The 20,711-nt window shown below is 69.1% G+C and carries 17 protein-coding genes; 10 read left to right on the top strand and 7 right to left on the bottom strand.

All coding sequences use genetic code 11. From position 1 onward, the window contains the following. Window positions 1-18: 18 nt before the first annotated feature. Together E8D38_RS17975 and E8D38_RS17970 are read right to left on the bottom strand one after the other, a co-directional pair. Window positions 19-1,371 (bottom strand): erythromycin esterase family protein, encoded by a 1,353-nt coding sequence (locus E8D38_RS17975; RefSeq protein WP_140634014.1) that lies wholly within the window; start codon window positions 1,369-1,371, stop codon window positions 19-21. 84 nt (window positions 1,372-1,455) lie between these two features. After that, the gene (locus E8D38_RS17970; RefSeq protein ID WP_140634012.1) at window positions 1,456-1,890 is read right to left on the bottom strand and encodes a CBS domain-containing protein; all 435 of its coding nucleotides are present in this window, start codon (window positions 1,888-1,890) and stop codon (window positions 1,456-1,458) included. Window positions 1,891-2,020: 130 nt separating this feature from the next. On the opposite strand from E8D38_RS17970, the gene E8D38_RS17965 reads away from it, so the two are divergent. From E8D38_RS17965 to E8D38_RS29025, 5 genes are all read left to right on the top strand, one after another. Further along, on the top strand, window positions 2,021-2,470 hold the full coding sequence (locus tag E8D38_RS17965; RefSeq protein ID WP_140634010.1) for a helix-turn-helix transcriptional regulator: 450 nt from the start codon (window positions 2,021-2,023) through the stop codon (window positions 2,468-2,470). A 47-nt stretch (window positions 2,471-2,517) separates the two neighbouring features. After that, a complete protein-coding gene (locus E8D38_RS17960) occupies window positions 2,518-2,928 on the top strand; it encodes a VOC family protein (RefSeq protein ID WP_140634008.1) in 411 nt (136 codons plus the stop codon). A gap of 10 nt (window positions 2,929-2,938) precedes the next feature. Beyond that, window positions 2,939-5,329 (top strand): ATP-binding cassette domain-containing protein, encoded by a 2,391-nt coding sequence (locus E8D38_RS17955; RefSeq protein ID WP_140634006.1) that lies wholly within the window; start codon window positions 2,939-2,941, stop codon window positions 5,327-5,329. Window positions 5,330-5,586: 257 nt separating this feature from the next. Beyond that, window positions 5,587-6,123, top strand: coding sequence for a murein L,D-transpeptidase (locus E8D38_RS17950; RefSeq protein WP_140634004.1), 537 nt, complete (start codon window positions 5,587-5,589; stop codon window positions 6,121-6,123). A gap of 151 nt (window positions 6,124-6,274) precedes the next feature. Further along, entirely contained in the window at window positions 6,275-6,742 is a 468-nt protein-coding gene (locus E8D38_RS29025) for a DUF305 domain-containing protein (protein WP_140634002.1), read from the top strand. Here E8D38_RS29025 and E8D38_RS17940 read toward each other — a convergent pair. From E8D38_RS17940 to E8D38_RS17930, 3 genes are all read right to left on the bottom strand, one after another. Then, window positions 6,729-9,059 carry a PEP-CTERM sorting domain-containing protein gene (locus E8D38_RS17940; RefSeq protein ID WP_140634000.1) on the bottom strand — a complete coding sequence of 777 codons (2,331 nt, stop codon included), beginning with the start codon at window positions 9,057-9,059 and terminating at the stop codon, window positions 6,729-6,731. The genes E8D38_RS29025 and E8D38_RS17940 overlap by 14 nt on opposite strands. 233 nt (window positions 9,060-9,292) lie before the next feature. Next, the gene (locus E8D38_RS17935; RefSeq protein ID WP_181179219.1) at window positions 9,293-9,817 is read right to left on the bottom strand and encodes a GAF domain-containing protein; all 525 of its coding nucleotides are present in this window, start codon (window positions 9,815-9,817) and stop codon (window positions 9,293-9,295) included. Window positions 9,818-10,203: 386 nt separating this feature from the next. Beyond that, window positions 10,204-12,684: a hybrid sensor histidine kinase/response regulator gene (locus tag E8D38_RS17930; protein ID WP_181179217.1), complete on the bottom strand. Its 2,481-nt coding sequence runs from the start codon at window positions 12,682-12,684 to the stop codon at window positions 10,204-10,206. A 320-nt stretch (window positions 12,685-13,004) separates the two neighbouring features. On the opposite strand from E8D38_RS17930, the gene E8D38_RS17925 reads away from it, so the two are divergent. Beyond that, on the top strand, window positions 13,005-13,214 hold the full coding sequence (locus E8D38_RS17925) for a hypothetical protein (RefSeq protein ID WP_140633994.1): 210 nt from the start codon (window positions 13,005-13,007) through the stop codon (window positions 13,212-13,214). 19 nt (window positions 13,215-13,233) lie between these two features. Here E8D38_RS17925 and E8D38_RS17920 read toward each other — a convergent pair whose 3' ends face one another. Then, window positions 13,234-13,536 carry a hypothetical protein gene (locus E8D38_RS17920; protein WP_140633992.1) on the bottom strand — a complete coding sequence of 101 codons (303 nt, stop codon included), beginning with the start codon at window positions 13,534-13,536 and terminating at the stop codon, window positions 13,234-13,236. A gap of 38 nt (window positions 13,537-13,574) precedes the next feature. Further along, window positions 13,575-13,781, bottom strand: coding sequence for a dodecin (locus E8D38_RS17915; RefSeq protein WP_140633989.1), 207 nt, complete (start codon window positions 13,779-13,781; stop codon window positions 13,575-13,577). A gap of 191 nt (window positions 13,782-13,972) precedes the next feature. Between E8D38_RS17915 and E8D38_RS17910 the strand changes: the two genes are divergently transcribed. The 4 genes from E8D38_RS17910 to E8D38_RS17895 all read left to right on the top strand — a co-directional run bounded on the left by E8D38_RS17910 (window position 13,973) and on the right by E8D38_RS17895 (window position 20,711). Continuing rightward, the gene (locus E8D38_RS17910) at window positions 13,973-14,656 is read left to right on the top strand and encodes a DUF6781 family protein (RefSeq protein ID WP_140633987.1); all 684 of its coding nucleotides are present in this window, start codon (window positions 13,973-13,975) and stop codon (window positions 14,654-14,656) included. Between the two features lie 176 nt (window positions 14,657-14,832). Next, window positions 14,833-15,489 carry a sigma-70 family RNA polymerase sigma factor gene (locus E8D38_RS17905; protein WP_246099549.1) on the top strand — a complete coding sequence of 219 codons (657 nt, stop codon included), beginning with the start codon at window positions 14,833-14,835 and terminating at the stop codon, window positions 15,487-15,489. Window positions 15,490-15,615: 126 nt separating this feature from the next. Continuing rightward, a complete protein-coding gene (locus E8D38_RS17900; protein WP_181179216.1) occupies window positions 15,616-18,198 on the top strand; it encodes a serine/threonine-protein kinase in 2,583 nt (860 codons plus the stop codon). A gap of 5 nt (window positions 18,199-18,203) precedes the next feature. Continuing rightward, on the top strand, window positions 18,204-20,711 hold the full coding sequence (locus E8D38_RS17895) for a serine/threonine-protein kinase (RefSeq protein ID WP_181179214.1): 2,508 nt from the start codon (window positions 18,204-18,206) through the stop codon (window positions 20,709-20,711).

The following is a 20,711-nucleotide window of genomic DNA, read 5'->3' as shown; positions in this document are numbered from 1 at the left end:
TGCCGCCGGATGAAGCGGCTAGAGCCCCGACGGGTAGGTTTCCGGGGCCTCGGGCTCCCGCCATGCAGGCCCGCGCTCCAGCGGTTCGACCGCGCGGGTGGTGTCGAAGTGGAGCAGGGCGTCGAACTGCCGCGGCAGCTGCGCCGCGAAGTAATGGCTGTAGCGTTCGGTGTCCGGGCGGTAGAGCACGCCGATCGCACGTTCGAGCCGGCTTTGGCTCAGGGCGTCCACATGCCGCCCGGTGCCGCGCAGCGGCAGCAGGAAACGCTCGATGCCGGCGGCATGCATCACCGCCTCGTAGCTGTCCGGGCGTGACGGCCGTACCTGCTTGCGTTCGGCCGGGCCGTCCCAGTCGGTGGCGGCGGTGACGCTGCCTTGATGGGTGCTGAAGCCCACCAGCACCGCATCGTCGCCATGGCGTTCACGCACCAGCTGGCCCACGTTGAGCTCGCCTTTGCGCTGACCCATCTCGGTGGCGCGGGCGTCGCCGATGTGCGAGTTGTGCTCCCAGACCACCAGCCTCGGCCGCCTGCCCATGCGCGCGGCGAGGTGGCCCGCGATCATGCGCAGGGTCTCGGCCATGTGCATGTCGCGCAGGTTCCACGACGACACGTCGCTCAGGTACATCGAGCGGTAGTAGGCCTCCGCGTTCTTCACGAGGCGGGCGTTCTGCTCGGCAGCGAATGCCTCTTCGGCATCGGCGCCGGCCACCGAGGTGGCCGCCGCAGCCCGCCGCCGCATGTCGACCAGCACCGCCACGACCTCGTCCTCGCAGCCCTTTTCGCTGCTGCCCAGGCCCGCCATGAGCCCATAGGTCCGGCTGTCGTGGCCGAAATGATCGAAGCACGAGTAGCGCTCGACCGCGCGCCGGGCCGCGGCCGGGTCGGCCTGCCCGAGATGACGCAGCACGGCCTGCATGGAACTGCGCAGGCTGTAGAGGTCGAGGCCATAGAAGCCGGTGCGCAGCGCCTCGGGGCGGCGCGCGTTGAAGTCGCGCTGCCAGTCGATGAACTCCACCACGTCGTGGTTGCGCCACATCCAGTGGGGAAAGCGGCGGAAATCGGCGAGGGCGCCTGCCGCTGACAAATCGTCGCCTCGCCCGCGCACGAAACGGTTCACCCGCCATGCATCAGGCCAGTCGCCTTCGACTGCCACCCCATCGAAGCCCTTGTCGGTGATGAGCCGCTGGGTGATGCGCGCGCGCTCGCGATAGAACTCGTGGCTGCCGTGCGTGGCTTCGCCCAGCAGCACGTAGTGCGCCGCACCGATGAGGTCCATCAGCACGGCATGGTGGTCGTCACCGGCAACAGGAATCGCCGCCACCCGCACGGCGTCGACCGTGGAGCCGTCGGGGAGGGCGGGTTCACCCATCGTGCGATGGCCTGTGCGGGCGGCGGCGCGGGTAGATCTTGCAAGCCCATTGAAGAACTTGCCGCGCCGCCCCGGTGCCTGGCCTCAGTGGGACTGTGAATGCGCGCCACCCGGCGTGGAGATGCCGGCTACTGCGCGGCCCGCCTGCCGGGCGCCTTGCTTGACCGCCACGTCGCCCAGCGAAACGATGCCCACCATGCGCTTGTCGCGGTTGAGCACCGGCAGGCGGCGCACCTTGATGTCGCCCATGTTCTGCGCCACGTCGGAGATGTCTTCGTCTTCGAAGCAGTACATCACCTGTTCAGACATCACCTCGCGGATCTTGGTGTCGGGCCCCAGGCCCGCCGCCACCGCCCGCACGGCGATGTCGCGGTCGGTGATCATGCCCACCAGCCGGTCGTTCTCGCCGATCGGCAGGGCGCCGATGTCGTGCTCGGTCATCAACTGCGCCGCTTCGCGGATGCTGCGATCCGGATGGGCCAGGCAGACGTCGTTCGTCATCGCTTCGCGCACTTTCATAGGGAAACTCCTTGTTTGAACGAATGCGGCCGCGGCGATCCGCGGCCCTCTCGCCTCATGGCCGGCAGTCGGCGTGCCCGTGCCGCTGCGACGCTTGAGCGCCGTGGTGCACCGTGGCAGGATCGCGCCGGTGACGAACACCCCCTCTGCAGCGCAGCACCTGCGCGACCTTGCAAGGCTGCGACGCGTCCGCGACCGGATCGACCGGGAGTACGCACAGCCGCTGGACGTCGAATCGCTCGCCCGTGGCATCCACATGTCGGCCGGGCACCTGAGCCGCCAGTTCCGGCTCGCCTACGGCGAGTCGGTGTACTCGTACCTGATGACCCGGCGCATCGAACGCGCAATGGCGCTGCTGCGGCGAGGGGACCTGAGCGTCACCGAGGTCTGTTTCGAAGTCGGCTGCTCGTCGCTGGGCACCTTCAGTACCCGCTTCACCGAGCTGGTGGGGGTGTCGCCCAGCGTGTACCGCCGGGAAGCGGCAGCCCAGACGCAGGGCATGCCGGCCTGCGTGGCGAAGCAGGTGACGCGACCGATCAGGAATCGAGAAGCGCCGGTCACGGGGCCGCCCATAGACTGATGTCCACCACGAACAACCTCTCTCTCTCTCGAGGAGATCACCCCGTCATGGACATCACCGTTCACGCCACCTTCCTGCCACACACCGACCCGGACGTCTCCCTGGCGTTCTATCGCGACACACTCGGCTTCGAGGTGCGCAACGACGTTGGCTACAACGGCATGCGCTGGGTCACGGTGGGGCCCGCCGGCCAGCCTGACATCAGCATCGTGCTGTACCCGCCGCAGGCGAGCCACGGCATCACCGAAGAAGAGCGCAACACCATCGCCGAGATGATGGCCAAGGGCACCTACGCCAGCATCGTGCTGGCGACCCGCGACCTCGACGGTACGTTCGAGCGCCTGCAGGCCCGCGACACCGAGATCGTGCAGGAGCCGACCGACCAGCCCTACGGCGTGCGCGACTGTGCCGTGCGCGACCCGGCCGGCAACATGGTGCGCATCCAGCAACTGCGCTGAACCGAACCCGATGAGCAGGAACCCGACGACCCGAAAGCCGCCGTCGGCCGCGATGCATGCGGCCGATGCCCACGACCGGATCCGCGTGTTTGGCGCGCGGGTGAACAACCTCAAGGACGTGAGCCTGGAGATCCCGAAGCGCCGGCTCACCGTGTTCACCGGTGTCTCGGGTTCCGGCAAGAGTTCGCTGGTGTTCGACACCATCGCCGCGGAGTCGCAGCGGCTCATCAACGAAACCTACAGCAGCTTCGTCCAGGGCTTCATGCCCACGCTGGCGCGGCCCGAGGTCGACGTGCTGGAGGGCCTGACGACCGCGATCATCGTCGACCAGGAGCGCATGGGCGCCAGCGCCCGCTCGACGGTGGGTACGGCCACCGATGCCAACGCCATGCTGCGCATCCTGTTCAGCCGGCTGGGCCAGCCGCACATCGGCCCGCCCAGCGCCTTTGCCTTCAACGTGCCGTCGGTCAAGGCCACCGGCGTGATCACCGTCGAGCGCGGCGAGAGCCAGGCGGTGAAGCAGACCTTCACCCGCGCCGGCGGCATGTGCCCGCGCTGCGAGGGCATGGGCTCCATCAACGACATCGACCTCGCGCAGCTCTATGACGACAGCAAGTCGCTCAACGAGGGCGCGCTGTCGATCCCCGGCTACAGCATGGAGGGCTGGTACGGCCGCATCTACCGCGGCTGCGGCTTCTTCGACCCGGACAAGCCGATCCGCAAGTACACCAGGCGCGAGCTGCACGACCTGCTGCACAAGGAGCCGACCAGGATCAAGGTCGATGGCGTCAACCTCACCTACGCCGGGCTGATTCCGTCGATCCAGAAGTCGTTCCTCTCGAAGGACGTTGACACCTTGCAGCCGCACGTGCGCGCCTTCGTGGAGCGCGCCGTGACCTTCACCACCTGCCCGGACTGCGGCGGCACCCGGCTCAGCGAGGCGGCCCGCTCCTCGCGCATCGGCAAGGTCAACATCGCCGATGCGTGCGCGATGCAGATCAGCGACCTGGCGAAATGGGTGCGCGGGCTCGACGAACCCTCGGTGGCGCCGTTGCTGGAGGCACTCGGGGCGACCCTCGATTCCTTCGTGGAGATCGGCCTCGGCTACCTGAGCCTCGACCGGCCGACCGGCACGCTGTCGGGCGGCGAAGCGCAGCGCACGAAGATGATCCGCCACCTCGGTTCGTCGCTCACCGACGTGACCTACGTGTTCGACGAGCCCACGATCGGGCTGCACCCGCACGACATCCAGCGCATGAACGAGCTGCTCCTGCGGCTGCGCGACAAGGGCAACACGGTGCTGGTCGTCGAGCACAAGCCCGAGGCCATCGCGATTGCCGACCATGTGATCGACCTCGGGCCCGGCGCCGGCGCGGCCGGCGGCGCCGTGTGCTTCGAAGGCAGCGTGGAGGCCTTGCGGGCCAGCGGCACGCTCACCGGCCGCCACTTCGACGATCGCGCCTCGCTCAAGAAGAAGCTGCGCAAGCCGGCCGGCCAGCTGCAGATCCGTGGAGCGAAGCTGCACAACCTGCGCGACGTCAGCGTCGACATCCCGCTCGGCGTGCTCGTCGTCGTGACCGGGGTGGCCGGCTCTGGCAAGAGTTCGCTCATTCATGGCTGCCTGCCGGCATCGGCGGGCGTGGTGGCGGTCGACCAGGCGCCCATCCGCGGCTCACGGCGCAGCAACCCGGCCACCTACACCGGGCTGCTCGACCCGATCCGCAACGCATTCGCCAAGGCCAACGGCGTGAAGCCCGCGCTGTTCAGCGCCAATTCCGAAGGCGCCTGCCCGAGCTGCAACGGCGCCGGCGTGATCTTCACTGACCTGGGCCCGATGGCCAGCGTCACCACCGTCTGCGACGAGTGCGAAGGCAAGCGCTTCCAGGCATCGGTGCTGGAGCACCGCCTGGGCGGCCGCGACATCAGCGAGGTGCTGGCGATGCCGGTCACCGAAGCCACCGAGTTCTTCGGTGCCGGCCCGGCCAAGGTGCCTGCGGCTCACGCGATCCTGCAGCGCCTGGCCGACGTGGGCCTGGGCTATCTGAGCCTCGGCCAGCCGCTCACCACGCTGTCGGGCGGCGAGCGCCAGCGGCTCAAGCTGGCGACGCACATGGGAGAGAAGGGCGGCATCTACGTGCTCGACGAGCCCACCACGGGGCTGCACCTGGCCGACGTGGAGCAGTTGCTCGGCCTGCTCGACCGGCTGGTCGATGCCGGCAAGTCGGTCGTCGTCATCGAACACCACCAGGCGGTCATGGCACATGCCGACTGGATCATCGACCTGGGCCCGGGGGCCGGGCATGAAGGCGGCAAGGTCGTGTTCGAAGGCACGCCCGCACAGCTGGTGGCGGCCCGTTCGACACTGACCGGCCGGCACCTCGCCGACTACGTGGGAGCCTGACGAGCGAGCGGCGCCGCTCGCCGGTGATTTGTCGCGAATTTCGTGCGCACCTCCTTCCCCGCGTCCTGCAAGATCGCGGGCTCGACGAGGAGGGGTGTTCGATGGGGCTGGCGAGGGTGGGGCGGCTGCTTGCATGGGCCGCTGCGGGACTCGGCGCTTGTTGTGCCGCGCAGGCGGCCTCGACCGTGGCGGTACCGCCGCAGCCAGGCGTCGAAGCGAGCGTTTCTGCGGACGTGCGTCAGGTGACGCACTGGGTCATGGAATCAGGCGACAACGGCGGGCTGCCATTCGCCGTCGTGGACAAGAAGGCCGCGCAGCTGGTCGTGCTGACTCCTCACGGCAGCGTGCTGGGCGCCACACCCGCCCTGGTGGGTGAGGCCGTGGGCGACCATACGGTGCCGGGGGTGGGCGACAAGCAGCCTTCGCAGGTGTTGCCGCACGAGCGCACCACACCCGCCGGGCGCTTTTTCTCCGAACCTGGCAGCAACCTCACCGGAGAGCACGTGGTGTGGGTCGACTACGACTCGGGCTTCGCCATCCACCGCTTGCGGCCGGGCGCCAGCCTGGAACACCGCACGCAGCGCCTGTCCACGCCCACGCCGGACGACAACCGGGCATCCCTGGGCTGCGTGGTGGTGCCCGCGTCGTTCTATGAAGCGGTGGTGATGCCCGTCCTCGGCGGGCAGCGTGCGGTGGTGTATGTGCTGCCCGAAACCCAGCCGCTGAGCAGCATGATCGGGCCGGGTGCCTCACGGCTGGTGCTGCAGCAGCCGCCTGCGTCGAAGTTGCGCTGACGTTCCTTCTGAAGGCGACAGCAGCGAACGCGGCCCACCGGATGCGCTCACGTTATTTGACATAATGCACATTGTAGCGTTTCCAGAGGCCAGGCCGCGACAGGAACGGCCGTTGCTGAAGCCACTCAGCACCTCCAGCAACCCACACGCCATGCAAGCCCACAGCCCCCATTCGTCCCGCGGCAACTACCCCAGGCTGGCCGTCGAGCTCCTGATCGACTTCGTGGTCATGTACCTGGTCATGTACACGATGATCGCGACGGCCCGGCATTTCCGCCTCAACATCAACAACCTCTACATGACGCTCATGATGGTGGCGCCCATGGCCATCGTCATGCTGGTGTCGATGCGCTCGATGTTCCCCAGCAGGCGTGCCAACCTGGCACTGATCGCAGCGGCGCTCGCCGTCTTTGCGGCCAGCTTCGTGGCCATGCGCACCCAGGCCGGCGTCGACGACGAGGAATTCCTGAGGGCGATGATCCCGCACCATTCGGGCGCCATCCTGATGTGTCGCGAGGCGCAGATCACCGATCCAGAAATCAAGGCGCTGTGCGCCGAGATCATCAAGTCGCAGACGCAGGAGATCGCGCAGATGGAGGCGATGCTCAGCCGCCGCTAGCATCCTGTCTCGAGCTCCTTCGCCGCCGCAGCGCCCACACCACCAGCGTGCCGCTCGCCAGCATCAGCACGGCCGGCGGCTCCGGGATGGACGACACGATGAACATGCGCATGCTGCCGTCCTCCATCACGGCGGTACCCGCGAGCTGCCCGACGTCGTTGAGGGCCATGTGCAAGCCCAGCGTCTCGACGCTCGCCACGTCGTCGAACGAAGCCAGCATCCAGCGCGTCAGGTCGATCACCTGGCCGTCGACATAGACGAACACATGCCGATCGGTCGTCCCGTCCGGGACGAAGGTGCCCGCGACGATGCCCTGCTCGGTCAGATGGGTGGCATGCACATCACCGCCTGCCAGTGCGTTGAGGTCGATGACCGATCCGTGGCTCATGAGAAAGTGCGTCCAGCGGCCGTCCGGCGTGGTGGCAGAGCCCAGCATCTCGCCCGCATCGTTCATCTGGTTGAGCCAGGCTGAAGGCCAGCCCGGCGGAGACAGGTCGCTGACAACCCCCTGGTGCCAGATGGCGCCCTGGTGCCGGCCATCAGGACGCTCGTAGGAGAAAAGGACGCGGCCGTGCCGGTCCATGTCGGCGACATGGCTGGTGGGCGACTGCGGCATCAGCAGCGTCATCTGACCGTCGCGCTGGAAAAAGGCCTGGCGCGTGGGGTCGCCGGCCTGGGCAAGCTCTCCGGCCACGTCGCCGCGGTCGTTCAGTGCGTAACCAGCGGCCCCCAGCATGCCGGTGACCGGACCGACCGGAGTGATCTGTCCATCGGCGATCAGGAACGAATGCGTGTTCGGCTCGATGCTCGACGCCAGGATCTGCCCGCGTTCGTTGAGGTGGCGAGTGCCCGCACGGACGCCGGGCACGTCGTACCGGGTCAGCGTGCCGCCGCTGTACAGGAACACGTCGTCACCGATCCTGCCCGCGATCTGTCCGTGGTTGTTGATGGCCGTCGCATCGCTGCCCATGCCGAGTATCGGGCTGAGGTCGGTCAACATGCCGCTGCCGTACAGGAACGCGCGAGAACTGCCGCCGTAGGCGCCGCTGGGGTGCAGGCCGATGAGCTGCCCTCGATCGTTCAACGCGTTGAGCACCAGTCTGCCCTCGCCAAAGGGGGGCAGCCATTCGACCCGCCACTCGTCGGCGGCCGCCCCGCCGCCGGCCACCAGCGCCAGCAGCAGCACGCCCGGCTTGCGCGGCCGCAGCCATCGCCAGGCCAGCAGACACAAGCCGGCGAACAGCAAGGCCCAGGCGGCAGGCTCCGGTACGGGCGTCAGCAGCAGCGGAGCCCCCGCTCCGCCATACAGCGTGTTGAGCAGGATCTGTCCGGCGTCGTTGAGCCGCTGGTTGAACGAGGTGAAGTAGGGATCAGCGGCCCCGTCGCCCAGTTGTCGGTTGATCAGCCCGGTGATGTCCGTCACGACGCCGTTGTCCCAGAGTTGGATGCGCCGGCTCTGCGGGTCGTCGAAGAGTTCGACCAGGTACAGGACCTGGCCGCGGTTGTTCAGGTCGACGATCCAGCTGGAGTCGCGCTCACCGAGGCCGGGCGTCAGGTTGGTGAAGCTGCCGTTGTCGTACAGATACGCGTGCGAGCCGAACGACACGTACATGTCCGCTGCGGCCTGACCTCGGTTGTTGACGAAACGGACATGGCCCCACCGGGAGCCGCCCAGCTCGGTCATCTCGGCACCGTCGAGCAGGACCGCCTGTCCCTGCGCGGGCATGCCGATCGCACCGGCGTCGTAGATGCCGCCCACCAGGCCATGGTCGTTGAGCGACTCCCCGCGCACGCCTTGCCGGGCACCGCCCAGCCGGGTCGTCGCGCCGCGGGTGTCGAGGTAGCTGGCACCGGTTCCGTCGGCATAGAGCACCTGCCCGCGGTCGTTGATGGCCACGGCCTCCGAATCGGTGCCGAGCAGGCGCGCCCTGCCGCCCTCATACACCATGGCCTGCCGTCGACCGTCGAGGCTGTAGCCGTTGGCGATCGCCGCCCCCTGCCGGTTCATCGCCAGCGCGGACACGTTCCAGCCGGGTGGTGCGTCCAGGGCGCGAGCCTCGCCGCCCTGATAGATGGTGAGCCCGGTCCCGCCGGCGAAACGATGGCCGGCGAGGATCTGCCCCGCGTCATTGAGGTCGACCGCCCTGCCGCCCTGCGCACCCGGCGGGCTGGGGAGCAAGCGGGTCGTCGTGCCGTCGAACCACACGGGCAAGGTGTTGCGCACCTCGTCAAAGACCCACCCCGCCACCTGGCCACGGTTGTTGAAGCCCAAGCCCGTCCAGCCCGGCTGCTCACCGACGGTCGGCAGCCTTTGCACCGTCCACTCGGGCGGAGGATCTGCAAGAACGACAGGGGCTGCTGCCCACACCATGCAGCAGATGGCGGCTGCGAAAGCCGCGCATCGGGGGCGTGCGAAGGTTCGCATGATGGTGGTCTCCCTGGGTGACAGCCACTCTGCGAAGCACTTTAGGCGCCGGGGGACCCCGCATCTGTAAGTGGCAATGCCCCCTTACGTTTGCGTGCAACGCCTTCCGGCGAAGCTCGGAGCGGCTACCGCTGGTGAAACTCGAAGTCGGGCGGCAGCCGCGCGATCGACAGGCTGATGAGCGCAGCAACCTGCCGCGCCAGCGCGTGTTCCGCAGGCGTCCACCGGCGGCATTCGTTGACCTGCTCGATGCACAGGACGCCGAAGGCCTTGCCGTTCGCCTGGAATGCCACATCGAGCAGCGACCGCACGCCGTGCGGGACGAAGTACGGCTCCACCAGCCCGCGCAGGTTGGGGTCGCTCAGCACGTCCGAACTGGCATAGACGCCCCGCTTGAGCAGCTCGCTGAAGTACACGTCGAATTCGTGCTCGCGCAGCTCGGCCCTTCCCTCCTCCGAGCCGCGCGCCTCGGAATGCATGCCCACGCAACGCAGCACCAGGTTGCCCGGCTCGCCGGTGAAGCGCCAGAGGCTCGCCTGCGAGCAGCTGAAGCCGCGTTGCAGCGCCTCGCACAGGCCCGCCCGGAACGTCTGGATCGAAAGGTCCTTGCCCACCAGTCCCGCGCCCAACTGGCGCACGGCGGTGCGCAAGGTTTCGGCTCGTTGTCTGTTCGGCATCGTGGTCGTCGACGACGTGGTGTTGGCGCGCTCCGGGCCGATGCTATTCGAGCGGCGCCAGCCGGCCGAGTGCCGAGCTGCCGGCAAGCGACATCACGCCAAACAAGTCACGCTTTCACGCCCCGGGGTTCATTGCTGAATCGGCAACGCTGGATTGGCGATCGGCCCGTTTATCGCCAAGGCAGCCAAACATAGAGTGTGCGCACTGCACAGTTTCGTGCCGATGCGGACGTGCGGTGTGGTTGGGCGCAGTGCCTCCAGGCACGACCGGGTTGGTTCCGGACGTCCATCGCGGCATCGGCACCGTCAACGGGTCGCACCCAGCGGGGTGTGACCCGTTGACACCTACCTACCTCGACTCAAGACGCCGCGAGGCCGTCGAGCAGCCGGCCCAGCTGCACCATGTCGGCCGGCTTCACCAGGTGGGCGTCGAAGCCCGCATCCAGGCTGCGCTGGCGATCATGGTCCTGCCCGTACCCGGTCAATGCGATGAGCCGGCAGCCCGCCGCGCCCAGCCTCGCTCGGATGCGCCCGGCGAGTTCATAGCCGTCCATGCCGGGCAGCCCGATGTCGAGCACCGCGACCTGCGGTTCGAACTCGCCGGCCAGCGCCAGGCCGTCCAGCGGATCGGTGGCCACGCAGACGCTGTGGCCCAACGCCCGCAGCACGTCGGCCAGTGAGTCACCCGCATCGCGGTTGTCGTCGACCACCAGCACACGCTTCGCCCGGACCTGCGCCGCCAGCGGGTTGCCCGGGGCATCGGCAGGCGTCGCATGGCCGAGGTCCTGCGCGGTCGTGCCGGGAAGTCGGATGGTGAACGTGCTGCCGCGGCCCGGTCCTTCGCTGCGCGCATCCACTGTGCCGCCATGCAGCGTCACCAGGTTCTTCACCAGCGCGAGGCCGATGCCGAGGCCGCCTTCCGCGCGGTCGGCATCGCGATGCCCCTGCACGAAGAGGTCGAAGATGCGAGGCAGCAGGTCGGCGGGGATGCCGATGCCGTTGTCGGTGACGCTGATGAAGACGTCGCTCGCGTCGCGCCAGGCGCTCAAGGCGATGTGTCCGCCGATCGGCGTGTAGCGCGCCGCATTGGTGAGGAGGTTGGCCACCACCTGCGCCAGCCGGACGCCATCGCCGCGCCATGGCATCCCCTGTCTGCTCACGTCGATGGACAGCTGGTGGTTGCGCTGCTCGAGCAGCACGCTGGCCATCTCGACGGCCTTGGCCAGCACGTCGGCGATCTCCAGGTCTTCGCAGCGCAGCTCGACCTTGCCGCGGGTGATCTTCGACACGTCGAGCAGGTCGTCCACCAGGCGGATCAGGTGGTCCACCTGCCGCTGGATGATCGCCTGCTCGCGGTTGGTGCCGGTGTCGCCGCGCAGCCGCATCAGCTGCAGCGCCATGACGATGGGTGACAGCGGGTTGCGCAGTTCGTGGCCGAGCATGGCGAGGAACTCGTCCTTGGCGCGCGACGCCGACTCGAGCTCGGCCAGCATCCGGGCGCGCTCGCGGTCGGTGTGCTCGAGCACCTGCCGCGCCCTCACCTGCTCGGTGATGTCGACCGCGATCACCATCATGCCGAACACGCGGCCGAGCGAGTTGCGTACCGGCTCCAGGTGGAACCGGAAGTAGCAGTCTTCCGGCGCCGCGCCATCGCGGCGCGCCAGCCGCACCGGCGTTTCTCCGGTGATGTGGCGCCTGCCGCTGGCGTAGACGGTGTCCATCGCCAGCACCAGCGCGGAGCCGGCCTGCTCCGGAAAGGCCTCGAGGTACGGGCGCCCTGCCACGTCATGGCGGCCCAGCACGTCGCAGAACGGCTTGTTGGCCAGCTGGAACACGTGCGCCGGACCCGCCAGCACCGCGGCGGCCACCGGAGCCTGGAGCAAGAGCTTGTCGCGCTCGTTGTGCGCGCTGGCGCGCAGCCGCGCTGCCTGCACCCGCACCAGCGCCAGGCCAAGGTTGGTGGCGAATTGCTCCAGGAAGCTGCGGTAGGCGTTGTCGAAGGGGAGCTTCGGGCTGAGCCCGAACGCGATCGCATCGCCTTTGCGGTCTGTGCCGCCGGTGGCGCTCACCACATACATCGACCTCGACGGGAGCCCGGATTCCTCGGGAAGGTCGACGTCGACCCCCCGCGCTGCGAGCGGACGGGCGCTCTTGCCCTCGCGCACCTCAGCTGGCGTTCTCAAGGCCCGCCACACCGCTGCGTCGACCTGCTGGCCGCAGGCTTCGTCCAGCCCGCTGGCGTGAACCTTCAGCGCAGGTGCGTCGCCGGCCTGGCCGGCGTAGATCACCGAGAAGGGGATGTCGGCCTTCGCCTCTTCGAGCACGCGGCCCGCCTGCCGGATCACCTCGAGCGCGTCGGCACAGCCCACCGTGGCCTCGACGACCAGATGCAGGGCCCGCTGGCGGCGGTCGGCCAGCACGCGTTCGGTCGTTTCGGTGCAGACGATCAGCGTCCCGGCGATCGCGCCGGCTTCGTCGAACACAGGCGACGGCCCGTAGCTCCAGTAGACGTCTTCGACCCGGCCGTTGCGCGAGATCGGCACGAGGCGGTCTTCGCTCCAGGAGGACTTGCCGTGCCGCATGACTTCGTCGATCTGGGGCCACACCAGCGGCCAGATCTCGCGCCACGATTCGGCGGCCGGCTGGCCCATGGGCGGCGGTTCGCGCTCGTGTCCCAGGCTCGGCAGGAAGGCGTCGTTGTAGAAGCGCAGCAGCTGCGGCCCCCACAGCAGCAGCATCGGATGCTTGGAATGCAGCAGGATGCCGAGCGTGGTCTTGAGGCTTTGCGGCCAATGGGCCAGCGGGCCCAGCGGCGAGGCATGCCAGTCGGCGCCGCGCATCAACGCCTTCGCAGTGCCCTCCCCCTGCAAGAAATCCGGCACGCCTTCGGCTGCATGCCGTTGATGCGATATCCCTGCTCCAGGCATATGCCCTCACTCCCCCCGCTGCATCCCGTGCTGCCCCTTGATGCGAGGCATGCAGATGGCGACTCTAGTCCAGACCCGGGCGCCCACTCCGGTTGTTACATGCAGGTGAAGGCGCAACGTGTCGCGCAAAGAACGCTGGCTGCCGAGAACTCTTGCCGGGAATCGCGCGGTTTTTGCGTCCGGTGTGTCGCAGTGGCTTTTGCAATGCCCAGGGGCGGCCGATGATGGACAGCATGGACGCCACGGAATGGATCGACCGCTGCGCAGCGAAGCTCGACGAGCTCTGGCCTCGCGATGCCGGCGTTGACGTGACACAGCTCACCCTGGAGCTCTGGCGTGAGCGGCGCTGGCGCCTCATGGAACCGGAGGCCGCTGCCGCCCTGTGGACGACCTTCGCCAAGCCGCCCGAGGTTCCCGCGAACCAGGGCCTGGTGCGCTACTGAGCAGCACCCGCGGCGCCGTCTAGAAAGGCGCCGGCAGCATGCGCAGGCCGAGCCAGATGACCACGATCACCGCGTTCATCGGCACGCTCAACGCGCCCGGCACATAGAAGAACGCCGACAGCACCGGCGCGCCGAGCACCAGTTCCACGAACCAGCCCACCCCATAAAGCACTGCGCCGCTCCAGAACCAGCGGCGCATGTACGTCGGCAGCCATCGGGCCTGCTCCTGGTTGTGGCGCCAGGCGGCGGCGCGCTCGAACATGTTGCCGCGATTCACGTCGCGGAACAGCCAGCTGAAGAAGAAGTAGCGGTACAGCAGCATGGCCCGGCATCCGCCCGGTTCGGACGAGCCTCGCGCGGCTACTCGAGGGTGAAGCCGATCTTGAGCGACACCTGCCAGTGCGCCACCTTGCCGTCCACCACGTGGCCGCGCGTCTCGGTCACCTCGAACCAGTTGATGTTGCGCACCGTCTGGTGGGCCTTTGCAATGGCTCGCTCCACCGCATCTTCGATGCTCTTGGTCGACGAGCCGGTGAGTTCCAGCAGCTTGTAGACGTGCTCGCTCATGGTGTTCTCCAGCCTGGTGGGGAGGAAGGTGCGGGTCCAGCTTAGGCCTTTCCCGCGGCCGCCACAACGCCACCACCCCTGGCACCAGGGCCGCTCCATTGGGTGGTGGCGCCGGGCTTGACGGAAAACTAAGATGCGCCGGGTTCGAGCGTCTCACCCCACGAACCGACAACCACGACGAGGAGACTCACATGATCAAGGCGGGTATCGATCAGGCTGCGCTGATCGACATGTTTTCGCAGGCCAGCGCCAAGCAGGGCGAGGCGCTGCGCAAGGCGGTGGGTGAGGCCACCCTGAAGGCGCTGCAGGGGCGCGAGCTGACGCTCGAGAACATCCGCAAGGTGCTCAAGACGGTGACCCAGGCCGCGTCGACCGGGGTGCTGCAGAACGTCAGCCCGTCGGTGGATCCCGAGGCGCTGCTGTCCAAGGCCATCGCCGGCATGGACGGTGCGCTGCTGCAGGCGGTCGAGGCCAACCGCCGCGCGCTGCAGCAGTTCGTCGACCAGGGCGTGGGCCTGCAGGAAGAGCGGCTGCGCGGCGCCTTGAAGGACCTCGAGAAGCTCGAGGACGTGTTCGTGTCCACCGTGAGCAAGGCGGCACAGGCCGCCGGCGAGCAGCTGCAGGCGCCGTGGAGCCAGGTGCTCGAGTCGATGCAGCTCAAGGGCACCGTCTCCGGAGCCCAGGCGTCCGACGCTGTGGAGCAACTGATGACGCAGGCACAGACCGCCCTGCGCGACAGCCGCCTGATGGGCGCGCGTGCCGCGCAGGCGCTGATGGACAGTTATGCGGCCCTGGTGAGCGGCGTGCTCATCGGCATGTCCGAAGGGCTCCAGGGCAGTTCGGAGCCGTCTGCCGGCCGCACGCGCAAGAAGTGAAGTCGACCCGCCGCTGACATGCCCGAAAACCGGTCCCGCACGTTCACGATTTGTCGCTTGCCATTCACGATCGGCGGACTAACATCGCCCCTCCCACGCGCCGGTGCGACAGGCGCGAAGGCGGCAGCAAGGGCTGCATTGGCTGTTCGAGGGAGGTTCGTTCGCTGATGTGCTCCGTGGACAACGCATCGTTTGCGCCGGCAGCGGGGGCCCGTGCCCCCGGTGCCGTGACGCAGCTGCTGCACAGCTGGTCGCAGGGCGACGAGGCCGCGCTCAACCGGCTGTTGCCGATGGTCTACGACGAGCTGCGCCGGCTCGCGCACAGGCACCTGCGCCAGGAACGCACCGGCCACACGCTCGAAGGCACGGGCCTCGTGCACGAGGCCTTCATCCGCCTGGCCCAGCAGGGGCCGGTGCGCTGGGAATCCCGGGCGCACTTCTTCGGCTGGGCTTCCACCCTCATGCGCCACATCCTGGTGGACCATGCCCGGGCACGCCTGGCCAAGAAGCGCGGCAGCGGCGCGCCGGTGCAAAGCCTCGATGCGCTGCAGGAAGCCAGCGACACGGCAGCCCCTGCCACGCCGCCTGCCGCGCTGCAGACCGACGCCGACGAGCTGCTCGACTTCATTGCGCTCGACCATGCCTTGAAGCGCCTCGAAACCCTCGATGCCCAGCAGAGCCGGGTGGTGGAGCTTCGCTTCTTCGGCGGCCTGAGCGTCGAGGAAACCGCCGAGACCCTGCAGATCTCGCCTGCCACCGTGAAGCGCGAGTGGGCCACGGCGCGCGCCTGGCTGTTGCGCGAACTCGGCCACGTACCGCCTGCCGGCGAATGACCCGGCCCGGCCCTCACGGCCGGCGCAACGGCCCTGACACACGGGCGTAACGTTTCCGCTTGCAACAGCTGAGCCATGCATCAGAGCTTTTCCGCTTCCAGCAGAAGAACCAGGGAAGGCGAACGCATGGACCCACAACGCTGGCAGCAGGTGAAGCGCCTGCTGGCGGACTGCCTGGAGCTGCCGCCGCACGAGCGCAATGCTGCGGCCTTGCGCCTGTGCGGAGACGACGCGGAGCTCGGGCGCGAACTGCTGTCGCTGCTGGCCGCCTCGGCCTGCGAAGACGCCAGCCTCGACGCCATGCCGGCCGCGCGGGCGCTCGAAGCCCTGGATGCACTGGCCGGCCGCCGCGCCGTGGGACGGCGCTTCGGGCCGTGGCGCGTGGTGTCGCTCATTGCCGCCGGTGGCATGGGCGAGGTGTACCGAGCCGAGCGAGCCGACGGCCAGTACGAGCAGGAGGCTGCGCTCAAGCTGATGCGGCCCGACATGGCGCCGCAGGTGCTGCTGGCGCGGTTCCGCGCCGAGCGACAGATCCTCGCCAGCCTGGACCACCCCAACCTCGCCAGGCTGCTGGACGGCGGCGTCACCGAAGCCGGCCTGCCCTACTTCGTGATGGAGCTGGTGCACGGGGAGTCCATCGTGGCCTACTGCGAGCGGCTGCAGCTGTCCGTCGATGAGCGCCTGCAGCTGTTTCGCACCGTCTGCCAGGTGGTGCACTATGCCCACCGCCAGGGGGTGGTGCACCGCGACCTGAAGCCGTCGAACATCCTGGTCACCGCCGACGGTGTCGTGAAGCTGGTGGACTTCGGCATCGCCAAGCAGCTCGAGCCGTCGGGCCAGGCCGCCGAGCGCACCGCCACCGTCTACCGGGCGCTCACGCCCGAATATGCAAGCCCCGAACAGCTGCGCGGCGCACCGGTCACGCCCGCATCCGACATCTATTCGCTCGGCGTGGTGCTGTATCGCCTGCTGGTCGGCGCCAGCCCGCACGCCGGCACGGCGGCAGACGCCTATGCGCTCGCGCGCTCCATCGTCGAGACGGAACCCACCCGCCCGAGCGAGGCGGTGAAGTCGGTGCAGCCCGGCGCACGGGCCCTGCGCAGGCGTCTGAAGGGCGACCTGGATGCCGTGCTGCTGATGGCCTTGCGCAACGAACCCCAGCATCGCTACCCGAGCGCCGAGGCCCTGGCCGACGACGTGTTCCGGCATCTCGAAGGCCTGCCGGTGCAGGCCCGCCGCGGCGCCTGGAGCTACCGCGCCGGGCGCTTCGTGCTGCGGCACCGGGCCGCCATGGGGGCGGCACTGCTGGCCAACCTGGCGCTCGTCGCGGGGGTGAGCTTCGCGGCCTACCAGGCCTACGAGGCCAACCGGCAGCGCGAGCGGGCCGAGCACCACTTCGCCAGCGTCCGCAAGCTGGCCAACGTCTTCATCGCCGACGTGCACGACAGCGTGCGCGACCTCCCCGGCACCACAGCCGCCTTGCAGCTGATGGTGCGCACGGGCCTCACCTACCTGCAGCAGCTCGATGCCGAGCACCGGGACGACCCGGCGCTGCAGGTGGAAATCGCGCAAGGGCTGCGCAACATCGGCGACATCCAGGGCCGGCCGTATGCGCCCAACATCGGCGACACCGACGGCGCTCGCGACAGCTATGAGCGCGGCATCGCGCTGGCGAAGCAGGCCCTCGAAGGCAGCAAGGCACCGCCCGAGGTGCGCCTGCGTGCGCAGGAAACCCTGGCCCTGCTCTACCAGCGCAAGGGCGGCCTGCTGGGCGCCCAGGGCGAGGACGCCCAGGCTGAACAGTGGGCCTCGCAGGCGGTGGCGCTGATGGATGACCTGGCATCGCGCAACCCCTTGAGCCGCGAGCAGCAGCTCACCCACGCCACGATGTACGCGCAGCTCGGCCAGATCGTGCGCTTCCTGGACAAGCCGCAGGCCTTCTTCAGCGCCTCGGCCACGGCCCAGCGCATCTACCGGGCGGTGCTGGCGCAGGCACCGGAGGACAAGGTCGCCACCTCCGGGCTCGCCAACACCTACCTCGAGCAAGGCAGCTACTACTTCGACCGGGACACCGAGCCGAAGACGGTGGACATGGCCGTGCAGTCGTTCCAGCAGGCACTGCAACTGCAGGAGCCGCTGGCCGCCCGCCACCCCACCGATGCGCGGGTGGTTCGCAACCTGGCGGCCCACCATGCCAACCTGGCCGCGGCGTTGATGCGCACGCCGCGCCTGCACGAAGCCGCCGCCGCCTACCGCCGCTCCCAGGACCTCATCGCCGGCCTGAGCGCACAGGACCCGGGCAACGCGCAGCTGCGCGCCGAACTCGCCATCGTCACCGGCTCGCTGAGCCGCGCGCTGCTGGCCAATGGAGACGTCGCCGGCGCGGTGGACAGCGCGCAGGCCGCCATCGATCGCTACGCGAGCCTGCCGGAAGGGTCCCGCAGCTTCATGAACACCCGCTACAAGCAGGGCGTGGCCCACTACCTGCTCGGGCAGGCCCTGCAGGCCCGGGCCGACCGGAGGGGCCTCGCGGCAGCACAAGCCCGGGCCGACCGCGCCGCGGCCTGCGCGAGCTACCGGCGCAGCCTGCCCATCCTCGAAGAGGTGAGCAGCCGCAACGGCCTGAACCGCACCGACGTGACACCCGAGACGGTGCAGCAGGCGCTGCGGCGCTGCGGCGCGGACGCTGCCGCGGGGGCGCGCGGATGAAGGCCATGCAGGACACGGCCCGCTGGGAGCGGGTGAAGGCGCTGCTGGCGCAGGCGCTGGAGCAGCCGCTGCGCGAGCGCCAGGCCTTCATCGAGCAGGCCTCGGCCGGCGACCCGGCGCTGCGCGCCGAACTTTCCACCCTCGTGGCAGCCGCCGGTGCGGCGGGCGGCCTGCTCGACGACCCGGCCGCCGACACCCCCGGCGAGGCGCCGCCGTGGATCGGCCGCCGCGTCGGCGCCTACCGGCTGCTGTCGCTGCTGGGCAGCGGCGGCATGGGGCAGGTTTACCAGGCCGAGCGGGCCGACGGCCAGTTCCAGCAGCAGGTGGCGGTGAAGCTCATGCGGCAGGGCTTGGACCGTGCCGGGCTGGAGGCGCGCTTCAAGGCCGAACGACGCATCCTGGCCAGCCTGGACCACCCGCACCTGGCCAAGGTGATGGACGGCGGCATCACCGACGACGGGGTGCCCTACTTCGTGATGGAGCTCGTCGCCGGCGAGCCCATCGATGCCTATTGCCACGCCCGCTCATTGCCGGTGGAGGAACGGCTGCGCCTGTTCCGCACGGTGTGCCAGGTGGTGCACTACGCGCACCGCCAGGGCGTGGTCCACCGCGACCTGAAGCCGGCCAACATCCTGGTCACGCGCGACGGCGTGGTCAAGCTGGTGGACTTCGGCATCGCGAGGCAGATGGCGGCGCCAGGCACTGAGACGGCCGCCATGCCGCGAGCGATGACCCTCGAGTACGCGAGTCCGGAGCAGGTGCGGGCCGAGCCGGCCACACCCGCCAGCGACGTCTTTTCGCTCGGCGTGGTGCTCTACCGGTTGATCAGCGGCACCAGCCCCTACCCTGCCGACGCCGCCGGCAGCGACTACGAGCTGTCCAAGGCGATCTGCGAAACGGAGCCGGCCCCGCCGAGCCACAGGGCCGCCGGGCGGCCGTTGCGAAAGCGCCTGAAGGGCGACCTGGACGCCGTCGTCCTGATGGCGCTGCGCAAGGAACCGGCACACCGCTACCCCAGCGCGGACGCCTTCGCCGACGACCTGTTCCGGCATCTCGAGGGGCTGCCGGTGCTGGCCCGCCGTGGCGCCTGGAGCTACCGGGCCGGGCGCTTCGTGCTGCGCCATCGCGCGGCCGTGGGGGCGGCGCTGGTGGCCAACCTGGCGCTGGTGGCGGGCTTGAGCTTCGCCGCCTACCAGGCTTATGAAGCGACCCACCAGCGCGCGCGGGCCGAGCGCCACTTCGCCAGCGTGCGCAAGCTGGCCAACGTGTTCATCTTCGACGTGTACAAGGCCATAGAGCGAGTGCCCGGCTCGCTGGCGGCGCGCAAGAAGCTGCTGGACACCGCCATCAGCTACCTCGAAGAGCTGCGGCCAGACGCCAGCGCCGACCCGGCGCTGAAGCTCGAGCTCGCGGCCGGATACCGCCAGGTGGGCGACATCCAGGGCGCCTCCAGCATGTCCAACTTCGGACAGCGCCCGAAGGCGATGGAAAGCTACCGGCATGCGCAGCAGCTGGCCAGCGCCCTCGCCGTGCCGGGCAGCCCCCACCGCCTGGCCGCCATGCATGAACTGGTGCTGCTGCACACCCGCATCGGCGGCCTGCTGGACGACGAGGCCAAGTTCACCGAGGCGCAGGCCACCCACGAAGAAGGAGTGCGGATCGCACGCGCCCTGATTGCAGCCGCGCCGGAAAACGCCGCCTACCAGCGCGCGCTCGGCAACCAGTACATCTACCTCACGCAGATGTACTTCCACAACGACGACGACGCCCGCTTCCACGAAACCTCGAAGCTGGCCGAGGAGCAGCTGAAGGCGGTTCTCGCGCTGATGCCGCACGACGTCGACGTGGTGGCCAACCTGGCCGCGGTGTACGGCCTGCGCGGCCTGCAGCTCATGGGCGGTGACCTGGCACCCGAGCAGCAGGCCAGGGGTCTGGTCGAGATCCGCAAGGGCATCGCCGCGATGGCGCCTGCCTACGAGCGCAACCCCGACCACCTGGTGCTCGCGCCCAACTACGCCAAGATGCTGAGCCACGCCGGCGACGCGCTGCTGCGCATGGGGCGCCGGACCGAGGCGGTGGAGTTCCAGCGCCGGTCGCTGGAGATCGAACAGCGGCTGCTGCAGCGCAGTCCCAACGACGTGCGTTCCATCAAGGGCGTGGGGGAAGCCCAGGCTTCGCTGGCCGAGACCCTCATCGACATCGGCGATGCCGAAGGCGCGGTGGCCGCCGCCGAAGCCGCGGTGCGGGTGCACGAACGGCTGCCGCCGACCGAGCTGCAGAGCGTACGCACCCAGTACTACGTCGGCTGGGCCCTCTACGTTGCCGGCAATGCGCTGCAGCTGCGTGCCCAGCAGGCTCGCGAACCGTTGCGCCGCCAGGCCGATCTGCGCTCGGCCTGCCAGCGGTGGCGCGAAGCACTGCCGGTCCTTCAGTCCAACCATGAGCGGCAAGCCATTCCCGACGAGCGCGACGGCCCGCAGGTGGTGCAAAAGGCGCTGAAGCGCTGCGCCTGA

The organism is Methylibium rhizosphaerae, from assembly GCF_006386545.1.
Classification (GTDB): Bacteria; Pseudomonadota; Gammaproteobacteria; order Burkholderiales; family Burkholderiaceae_C; genus Pseudorivibacter; species Pseudorivibacter rhizosphaerae.
This window is presented reverse-complemented; position numbering and strand designations above follow the sequence as displayed.

Coding starts and splice junctions, on each gene's coding strand:
- E8D38_RS17975 (WP_140634014.1), bottom strand. CDS start 1,371: ATGGGTGAACCCGCCCTCCCCGACGGCTCCACGGTCGACGCCGTGCGG.
- E8D38_RS17970 (WP_140634012.1), bottom strand. CDS start 1,890: ATGAAAGTGCGCGAAGCGATGACGAACGACGTCTGCCTGGCCCATCCG.
- E8D38_RS17960 (WP_140634008.1), top strand. CDS start 2,518: ATGGACATCACCGTTCACGCCACCTTCCTGCCACACACCGACCCGGAC.
- E8D38_RS17955 (WP_140634006.1), top strand. CDS start 2,939: ATGAGCAGGAACCCGACGACCCGAAAGCCGCCGTCGGCCGCGATGCAT.
- E8D38_RS17950 (WP_140634004.1), top strand. CDS start 5,587: ATGGAATCAGGCGACAACGGCGGGCTGCCATTCGCCGTCGTGGACAAG.
- E8D38_RS29025 (WP_140634002.1), top strand. CDS start 6,275: ATGCAAGCCCACAGCCCCCATTCGTCCCGCGGCAACTACCCCAGGCTG.
- E8D38_RS17930 (WP_181179217.1), bottom strand. CDS start 12,684: ATGCGCGGCGCCGACTGGCATGCCTCGCCGCTGGGCCCGCTGGCCCAT.
- E8D38_RS17925 (WP_140633994.1), top strand. CDS start 13,005: ATGGACGCCACGGAATGGATCGACCGCTGCGCAGCGAAGCTCGACGAG.
- E8D38_RS17920 (WP_140633992.1), bottom strand. CDS start 13,536: ATGCTGCTGTACCGCTACTTCTTCTTCAGCTGGCTGTTCCGCGACGTG.
- E8D38_RS17915 (WP_140633989.1), bottom strand. CDS start 13,781: ATGAGCGAGCACGTCTACAAGCTGCTGGAACTCACCGGCTCGTCGACC.
- E8D38_RS17910 (WP_140633987.1), top strand. CDS start 13,973: ATGATCAAGGCGGGTATCGATCAGGCTGCGCTGATCGACATGTTTTCG.
- E8D38_RS17900 (WP_181179216.1), top strand. CDS start 15,616: ATGGACCCACAACGCTGGCAGCAGGTGAAGCGCCTGCTGGCGGACTGC.
- E8D38_RS17895 (WP_181179214.1), top strand. CDS start 18,204: ATGCAGGACACGGCCCGCTGGGAGCGGGTGAAGGCGCTGCTGGCGCAG.